The 7,283-nt window shown below is 40.9% G+C and carries 7 protein-coding genes; 2 read left to right on the forward strand and 5 right to left on the reverse strand.

Annotated elements, in window-relative coordinates:
• Positions 1–44 precede the first annotated feature (44 nt).
• Complete coding sequence (locus BIZ36_RS19435) at positions 45–1,601, forward strand: carboxypeptidase-like regulatory domain-containing protein (RefSeq protein ID WP_222937476.1); 1,557 nt, start codon at positions 45–47, stop codon at positions 1,599–1,601.
• Here the strand turns inward: BIZ36_RS19435 and BIZ36_RS19440 are convergent.
• From BIZ36_RS19440 to BIZ36_RS19450, 3 genes are all read right to left on the reverse strand, one after another.
• A complete protein-coding gene (locus BIZ36_RS19440) occupies positions 1,598–1,987 on the reverse strand; it encodes a DUF423 domain-containing protein (protein WP_286175005.1) in 390 nt (129 codons plus the stop codon). The two genes, BIZ36_RS19435 and BIZ36_RS19440, sit on opposite strands and share 4 nt — an antisense overlap.
• A 77-nt stretch (positions 1,988–2,064) precedes the next feature.
• On the reverse strand, positions 2,065–2,433 hold the full coding sequence (locus tag BIZ36_RS19445; protein WP_222937477.1) for a nuclear transport factor 2 family protein: 369 nt from the start codon (positions 2,431–2,433) through the stop codon (positions 2,065–2,067).
• 99 nt (positions 2,434–2,532) lie between these two features.
• On the reverse strand, positions 2,533–2,964 hold the full coding sequence (locus BIZ36_RS19450; RefSeq protein WP_187459536.1) for a hypothetical protein: 432 nt from the start codon (positions 2,962–2,964) through the stop codon (positions 2,533–2,535).
• 175 nt (positions 2,965–3,139) lie between these two features.
• Between BIZ36_RS19450 and BIZ36_RS19455 the strand changes: the two genes are divergently transcribed.
• Positions 3,140–5,773 (forward strand): MGH1-like glycoside hydrolase domain-containing protein, encoded by a 2,634-nt coding sequence (locus BIZ36_RS19455; protein WP_187459537.1) that lies wholly within the window; start codon positions 3,140–3,142, stop codon positions 5,771–5,773.
• Between the two features lie 3 nt (positions 5,774–5,776).
• On the opposite strand, the gene BIZ36_RS19460 is transcribed toward BIZ36_RS19455, so the two are convergent.
• Positions 5,777–6,601: a ZIP family metal transporter gene (locus BIZ36_RS19460; RefSeq protein ID WP_222937478.1), complete on the reverse strand. Its 825-nt coding sequence runs from the start codon at positions 6,599–6,601 to the stop codon at positions 5,777–5,779.
• Entirely contained in the window at positions 6,601–7,257 is a 657-nt protein-coding gene (locus BIZ36_RS19465) for a metal-dependent transcriptional regulator (protein WP_187459538.1), read from the reverse strand. Before BIZ36_RS19465 ends, BIZ36_RS19460 begins: the two co-directional genes overlap by 1 nt.
• Positions 7,258–7,283: the final 26 nt, after the last annotated feature.

Genomic DNA, 7,283 nt, shown 5'->3' on the forward strand with positions numbered 1-7,283 from the left:
TAAAATCCAAAAAATGGCGGTAGGTTCGCTTAACTTTTCTTTTTTTGAAAAGCGTAACCTTTAATTCCACTGTGCAAAAGTCATTTACCCTATTTCTTCTTTTATGCGCACTGTCATCATTTTCGCAGTCGTTAAGTTCCGTAATCGTAGACTTGGCCTCCAAAAAACCGGTGCCTTACGCGACCGTGCAGCTCAATAATAGGGGAATGATCACCAATGAAGAAGGACGGTTTAATTTCTCTTTGGATGCGCAAATTCAACCTACCGACTCCCTTTTTATCTCCTGTATTGGGTACGAAAGCATGGGAAAGCCCATTCAGGAATTCAAGGATAGCCTGGTTTATTTAAAACCTAAGGCTATTGAGTTGCGGGAAGTCATCGTATCCAACAAAGAGTACACTCCCAAAGAAATCATAGAATTGGTAGAAGATCATATTGAAAAAAACTATTATACCAATTACACCAAAAAAAGGGTATTTCTTCGGGAAACATATCAAAATAGGGTTCTTAAGACCGAATATGAAATTAAAAAATCTTCCATTGAGGCCTTTAACCGAAATTTTCTGGACAGTGTCATCAATACCGTTCCCAAGGAAAATACGTATTATACCGAAATGCTGGGCGACCTGTATGGCGCCGATGATGCGGATGAGCAAAAGCTAGACCTTATAAAAGCTTCGGAACTTTTTGATAAGAACAAAGACATTGACCTTGAAAAACTGGAAGAAAAATTCAATGACATTGTCAAAAAGAATATTAAAACGGATTCCTACTTTAAGGTAAAATCAGGTCTGTTCGGCACCAAAATTGACCCGGAGGATATGGGCGATTTGTTCGAAGAGGAAATAGATTCCACCGATGCCGCCGCCCTAAATCAAAAACTGGAGGAAGAGCGTAAACAAAAGGAAGACCGCAGAAAGTTTTTCTCCAAATACAAACGGCAAACCTTGGGCAATCTATTTGCCAACCTACCTATATTTGACGATTCTGATTACAACATTCTCTTTAAACCAAGGCGTTACGAATTAACACTGGAAAACTTCACCTATTTGGGTGATCAGGCAGTCTATGTGATTAAATATGTACCTGACGGTTCGCCAGAATTTCAAGGCACGCTTTATATCAACTCAGACGACTTTGCCCTTATCCGTATGGATTTTGAAAACACCGAACCCCTTCGAGATTTTAGTCTTTTGGGGGTTTCCTTTAATGAATATCTCGCTAAAGGCAGTATCATCTTTGCCAAGGGAAGCGATCAAAAATACCACCTACGATACTACAATATTATTAAAGGGGTACAGGCCGGTTTTAAACGCCCCTTGGCCATCATTGAAAAAAACAAAAACGTCAAAGGCCGCCGCAAACAAAATGAATTAAAATTAAAAGTGGATGCTTCTTTTGGCAACATCAATCAGTACGAATTGGTTGTTTTTGATGAAGAACCCATAAACGAGGAGCAATTTGAATACTTCAAAGAAAACAATAAAGTATTACCTACCTACATGCCCAATTACGACCCCAATTTTTGGAAAGGTTACAACATTATTGAACCCAACAAAGCTATTAAGGAGTTTACCTCTGAGGTAGAATTTACCGATTAAATTAAATTACGTATCAGGTTGTAAAGTAAAAGTGCCCAACCCGCCACCAATAACAAACCGCCAAGAGGTGTGATGGGACCTAAAAATTTCCACTTTTTACCTTTGGCACCGCTAAAAGTCAATCCGTAAATACTAAAGGAAAAAAGTACCACTCCAATAATGAAGCAGTAGACCATGGCTGCTTGATGACCGTTATCCAGATTAAAATTGAACCCTACCATCAACAAAACCAAGGCATGGTACATTTGGTATTTCACTCCGGTTTCAAAGCTTTTTAGCTGGTCTTCAGTAAATATTTTTTTTAGGGCGTGGGCACCAAAAGCCCCAAAAATTACGGCCAAGAGACCAAAAAAAGCCCCAAAAATTTGAGCGAGCAGAACCATCATTTATTTTTTTACAAAGATAGAAAGCAAAAAAGACCGACCCCCATCGGAAATCAGTCTTTTCACAAGAATGCATTTTATTATTCTTCGTCGTAGAAAAACTGCTCTTTTACAATTTTACCATCCTTCACCTCGTAAACCGCTATTTCGGACATTTTTGAGCGTTGCCCGGATGGTTTGTGGGTGGTATCCATATCGAACCTAACCGAAAACCAATTATGGGCAACTAGGGGCTCAGAAACTTCAGTGCTGTGCACCTCAAAATTTTCTTGCCACCACTCCCCTTTTTTCTGTATTCCCTCAAAACCTTCAACGTAGGCACCCTCGGCTTTTCCGTCATTTTCAATACTTACAATTTTAGGGCTATACAGTTCTTGGTACGGTTTTTCAAATTCACCTTGTTTGCACCATGACACTAATTTTGAAGCAATTTCACTTGTTTCCATCATTCATTTTTTAATTGATTACAGTCTCAAGGTACATCAAATCAGACTGATGCACAAAAAGCTCCGTAAAATTTGATGCAAATTTTAAATTACAAGGCCTTATTATTTTGGCTCGACCGGTAGTTTACTGGATAACTGCTGAAAGAGCTGCTCGGTTTCCACCGAATCTTTCAGGTTGACGAAGATTTTGATAGAATCGTGGTGTACCAGCTTTATTTTGGAATTCTCTATGTTGTCGGCAAAGACATATACTTTTTTGTCCGTAAGAGAATCTTTAAACTCCCTAAAGACACCTTTTTCCTTGGCAAAGGCGGAAAATCCATTGAGACGTTCCATGGGAGGAATACGTTCTTCCATCAAAACACTATCCAAATCCGAAAACTTAATCTTCTGGTAGTAAAATCCGGACATTACCCTGAAACTCTCATTATCTGTCGAGGTCCAATTTTTATAGTGAAGCACGAACGCAAACAAACAGATAATTACGGTAATTACAGCTAAAATATTCCAAAACCAACTACGGCCTTCTTTCATAGGGTCAACTTTCAAAGTGTTCTATACGTATTATGCAAACGTACAAAAGGCATTAAAATTTTTGTCTCCTTAAAATAAATTCTAGATGTTTTTTAAGTCCGTATTATAAGCATTTAGGTACCCAATAGCCCGAAATCATTGATTATCTTCATATCAAACTTTGCAATTCATATCTATGGATACTAAAACTGTTGAAGATAAAAGGCTAGAAGAACATTATTCAAAGAAAAAAGATTGGCTTAAATGGGGGCCCTATCTCAGTGAACGTCAATGGGGAACGGTCAGGGAAGATTATAGTGCCAATGGCGATGCGTGGAACTACCTCCCACACGACCATGCCCGTAGTAGAACCTACCGTTGGGGCGAGGATGGTATCGCCGGTATTTCAGATAGGTACTGCAATATTTGTTTTGCTCTGGCGCTTTGGAATGGCAAAGACCCCATTTTAAAAGAACGCCTTTTTGGACTTACCGGCCCGGAGGGCAATCATGGCGAAGACGTAAAGGAACTCTATTACTATCTGGAGAACACCCCCACCCATTCGTACATGAAGCACCTTTATAAGTACCCACAAAATGAATTTCCGTATGCGCAACTGGTAGCTGAAAACCAAAAACGCGGCAAGCACGAAACGGAGTACGAATTTTTGGATACCGGACTTTTTGACAACAACGAGTATTTTGATGTGTATACGGAATATGCCAAGGCTGGCGAAGAGGATATGCTCATTAGAATCTCCATTAGCAATCGAGGGCCTCAATCGGCACCCATCAGCTTGTTACCAACTTTATGGATCCGTAATTTTTGGAGTTTTACAGGTATGAATCAAAAGCCTGTTATCAAAAAAATAGCGACTAAAAACACCCACGGCGTTTTCATAAGACATGAATATGTAGGCGAATACCATTTGTATTTTGATACTCCCAAAAAGTACCTATTCACAGAAAACGAAACCAATACAGAGCGGGTTTTCAATGGTAAAAATGACCATCCGTTCAAGAAAGATCTCTTTCATGACGCAGTCGTCAATAATGATTTCTCTTTGGCGGAAAAAAATACGGAAGGCACCAAATTTGCTCCTTTATATCAAATGAAAATTGCCTCCGGGGAAACCAAAACCATACATTTGCGGTTAAGCAAAAACTCCATTGACCAACCTTTTAATACCGATTTTGACCAAGTGTTTTCGGATAGAATTCAAGAATCACGAGAATTTCTGGAAAACCTCACCCAAAATTCCACAACTGAACAACGGGAAATACAAAAACAAGCTTTTGCAGGACTCCTTTGGACCAAACAATACTATAATTACGAAGTGGAGCAATGGCTGAACGGAGACCCGGGAAGCCATCCACCGCAAGAAAGAAAATGGGGAAGAAACAGCAGCTGGACCACCTTTAGAAACCATGATATTCTTTCAATGCCCGATGCCTGGGAGTATCCTTGGTTCGCCGCTTGGGATTCCGCTTTTCACTGTGTAACCTTTTCCATGGTAGACCATGAATTTGCAAAAAAGCAATTGTTGCTCTTTACCAAGGAATGGTATATGGCAGCCAATGGGCAAATTCCTGCCTACGAATGGAATTTCAGTGATGTAAATCCGCCGGTACAGGCATGGGCGGCCATCCAAATTTACCAAATGGAACTTCGTAAAACCGGTAAAGGTGATTTGGACTTTCTAAAAAGGATGTTTAATAAACTGGCCCTCAACTTCACATGGTGGGTGAACCGGGAGGATAGCCTTAACAATAATGTTTTTGAAGGAGGATTTTTAGGCTTGGACAATATTGGGGTCTTTGACCGCAGTAACGGGGTACCCGGTGGCGGAGTATTGGAACAGGTAGATGGCACCTCTTGGATGGCGCTTTACTGCCTCAACATGTTGGAGATGGCCATAGAGATTGCCAAGGAAGATGCCAGCTTTGAAGATATGTGCATCAAGTACTTTGGACATTTTTGTTTTATCACGGAAGCCTTGAACAAAATATCGGACGGAGCTGCTGGAGCTTGGGATGAAAACGACGGCTTTTTCTATGACACCCTTATTTTACCCAACACCGAGCGTATTCCTATAAAAGTAAGGTCCATTTCAGGATTGTTGTCTCTTGCCGCTGTACTTAACGTTAGAAAAGAATCTTTGGAAAAGCTTCCAAGGTTTAAATCCAGTATGGGTTGGTACCGCAAATACCGTATGGAAAATAACAAATACCAAGTACTGGAAGAATATGAAGACGGCAAAGATATACTGCTTTCCTTAGTTCCCAGGAAGCGGTTGGATGTGCTCATGAAAAGTATTTTAGACGAAGCCGAATTTTTAAGTGACTACGGTATACGATCCTTATCAAAGGCTCATGAAGAAACGTACTCCATCAATATTAATGGCGCCGAGTACTGTATCAATTATGAAACCGCTGAATCTACTACTGATTTATTCGGGGGAAATTCCAACTGGCGCGGTCCTATTTGGATGCCAATGAACTACCTATTCATTAGCACCTTTAAGGAATATCATAATCATTTTGATGATAACCTGAAATATGCCTACCCTTCCGGAAGTGACAATTACCTCAATTTAAAAGAGATTGCCTTTGAAATTAGCAAAAGGCTAATTTCTATTTTTAAGGGGGATGAGAATGGCAACCGACCTGTGAACGCGCTTCACCAAGAAAAACATCAAGATGCCTATTTCAAAGACCTCATTCTGTTTTATGAGTATTTCGATGGCAATAACGGTCGTGGCGTGGGTGCATCGCATCAAACCGGGTGGACGGCCCTTGTTGCCAATTTAATTGAGGAAATCAATCGATAAGGTTTACCCCAGTCCAACATCCAAAGTCATCATGATGATAAATCCACCTACGAAGCCCATAGTGGCAATATCGGTATATTTATCCTGTTGGGTTTCGGGGATAACCTCTTCTACTACCACAAAAAGCATAGCGCCGGCAGCAAAAGAAAGTGCATAAGGTAAAATAGGTTCAAAAGTAAGAACGGCCCAAGCGCCTAAAACAGCAGCTAATGGCTCAACGATAGCGGAAGCCTGACCATATAAAAAGCTCTTAGTTCGGCTCAAACCATGTCTACGTAAGGGCATGGCCACGGCAAAGCCTTCCGGAAAGTTTTGAAGTCCGATACCTAGGGCAAGGGCTACCGCACCTCCAATGGACGCGCCTTCAAAACCAGCGGCTACACCTCCAAAAAGCACTCCGACTGCCAAACCTTCAGGAATGTTGTGCAGGGTAATGGCCAAGGTTAAAAGGGTGGTTCGCCTCCAAGGGGTTTTGACCCCTTCTGCTTCGCTTTCCTTAAAATTGATATGCAAATGTGGAAGTATCTTGTCCAGAGCAAAAATAAAGGCTGCACCTAATAAAAAACCAACGGCAGCGGGAATCACCTTTACAAAACCCTCACCGGGACTCATCTCAATACCCGGTGCTAAAAGACTCCAAAAACTTGCGGCCACCATCACACCACCGGTAAACCCTAACATTCCATCCAGTACTGCCCGGTTCATTGTTTTAAAGGCAAAAACCAAGGCCGCTCCTAAAGCGGTAAGTCCCCAAGTGAATACGGTAGCATAAAAAGCTGCCAGAACCGGGTCTATAGATTCAAAATAATCAATTACCTGCTGTATCATTATTCCGTAATTTTTAAATATAAATTGGATGCAATCTGTTGGGAGATATGAATATCCCTATCACCTATTCTAATATGCAAAGAACCGTCAAACTCCTCTTTGTCTATCACCAAAACCGAATCTCCCAAGGCAATGTTATTTTTGTCAAGAAATTTTAGAAAGGGTGCCGAAGAATCTTTAACGCCTACACAAACACCACTTTTACCAATGGGCACTTCGCTCAACAACTTTTTAATGGCTTTTTTGAATTCCCCTTTTTTAGAGGGAATGGGATCACCGTGTGGATCCACTTCAGGATACCCCAAAAGCTTGTCTAAACTATCCGTCAGTTTTTCGCTTTTGATATGCTCTAGCTGTTCGGCCACCTCGTGAACCTCATCCCATGAAAAGTCAAGTTTTTCAACTAAAAAAACCTCCCATAGACGATGTTTTCGCACTAAGGTAAGGGCCGTTTTTTGCCCGTGTTCAGTAAGGCTAACACCCTTATAGGGCTTGTAGTTAACCAAACCCTTTTCCGACAACTTTTTGACCATATCCGTAACGGATGAAGGTTTGGTGTCCATCTGTTCTGCCACCGAATTGGTAGAAACTGTTGTGTTTTCACCTTTACCTATGTGATATATGGCTTTTATATAGTCTTCCTCTGATAGGGTCATGGTATTTTTTAAGATTACACAAAAAT

Origin of the sequence: Cytophaga sp. FL35, assembly GCF_014349235.1 — a bacterium.
Taxonomy (GTDB): Bacteria; Bacteroidota; Bacteroidia; order Flavobacteriales; family Flavobacteriaceae; genus Euzebyella.

Coding starts and splice junctions, on each gene's coding strand:
- BIZ36_RS19440 (WP_286175005.1), bottom strand. CDS start 1,987: ATGATGGTTCTGCTCGCTCAAATTTTTGGGGCTTTTTTTGGTCTCTTG.
- BIZ36_RS19445 (WP_222937477.1), bottom strand. CDS start 2,433: ATGATGGAAACAAGTGAAATTGCTTCAAAATTAGTGTCATGGTGCAAA.
- BIZ36_RS19450 (WP_187459536.1), bottom strand. CDS start 2,964: ATGAAAGAAGGCCGTAGTTGGTTTTGGAATATTTTAGCTGTAATTACC.
- BIZ36_RS19455 (WP_187459537.1), top strand. CDS start 3,140: ATGGATACTAAAACTGTTGAAGATAAAAGGCTAGAAGAACATTATTCA.
- BIZ36_RS19460 (WP_222937478.1), bottom strand. CDS start 6,601: ATGATACAGCAGGTAATTGATTATTTTGAATCTATAGACCCGGTTCTG.
- BIZ36_RS19465 (WP_187459538.1), bottom strand. CDS start 7,257: ATGACCCTATCAGAGGAAGACTATATAAAAGCCATATATCACATAGGT.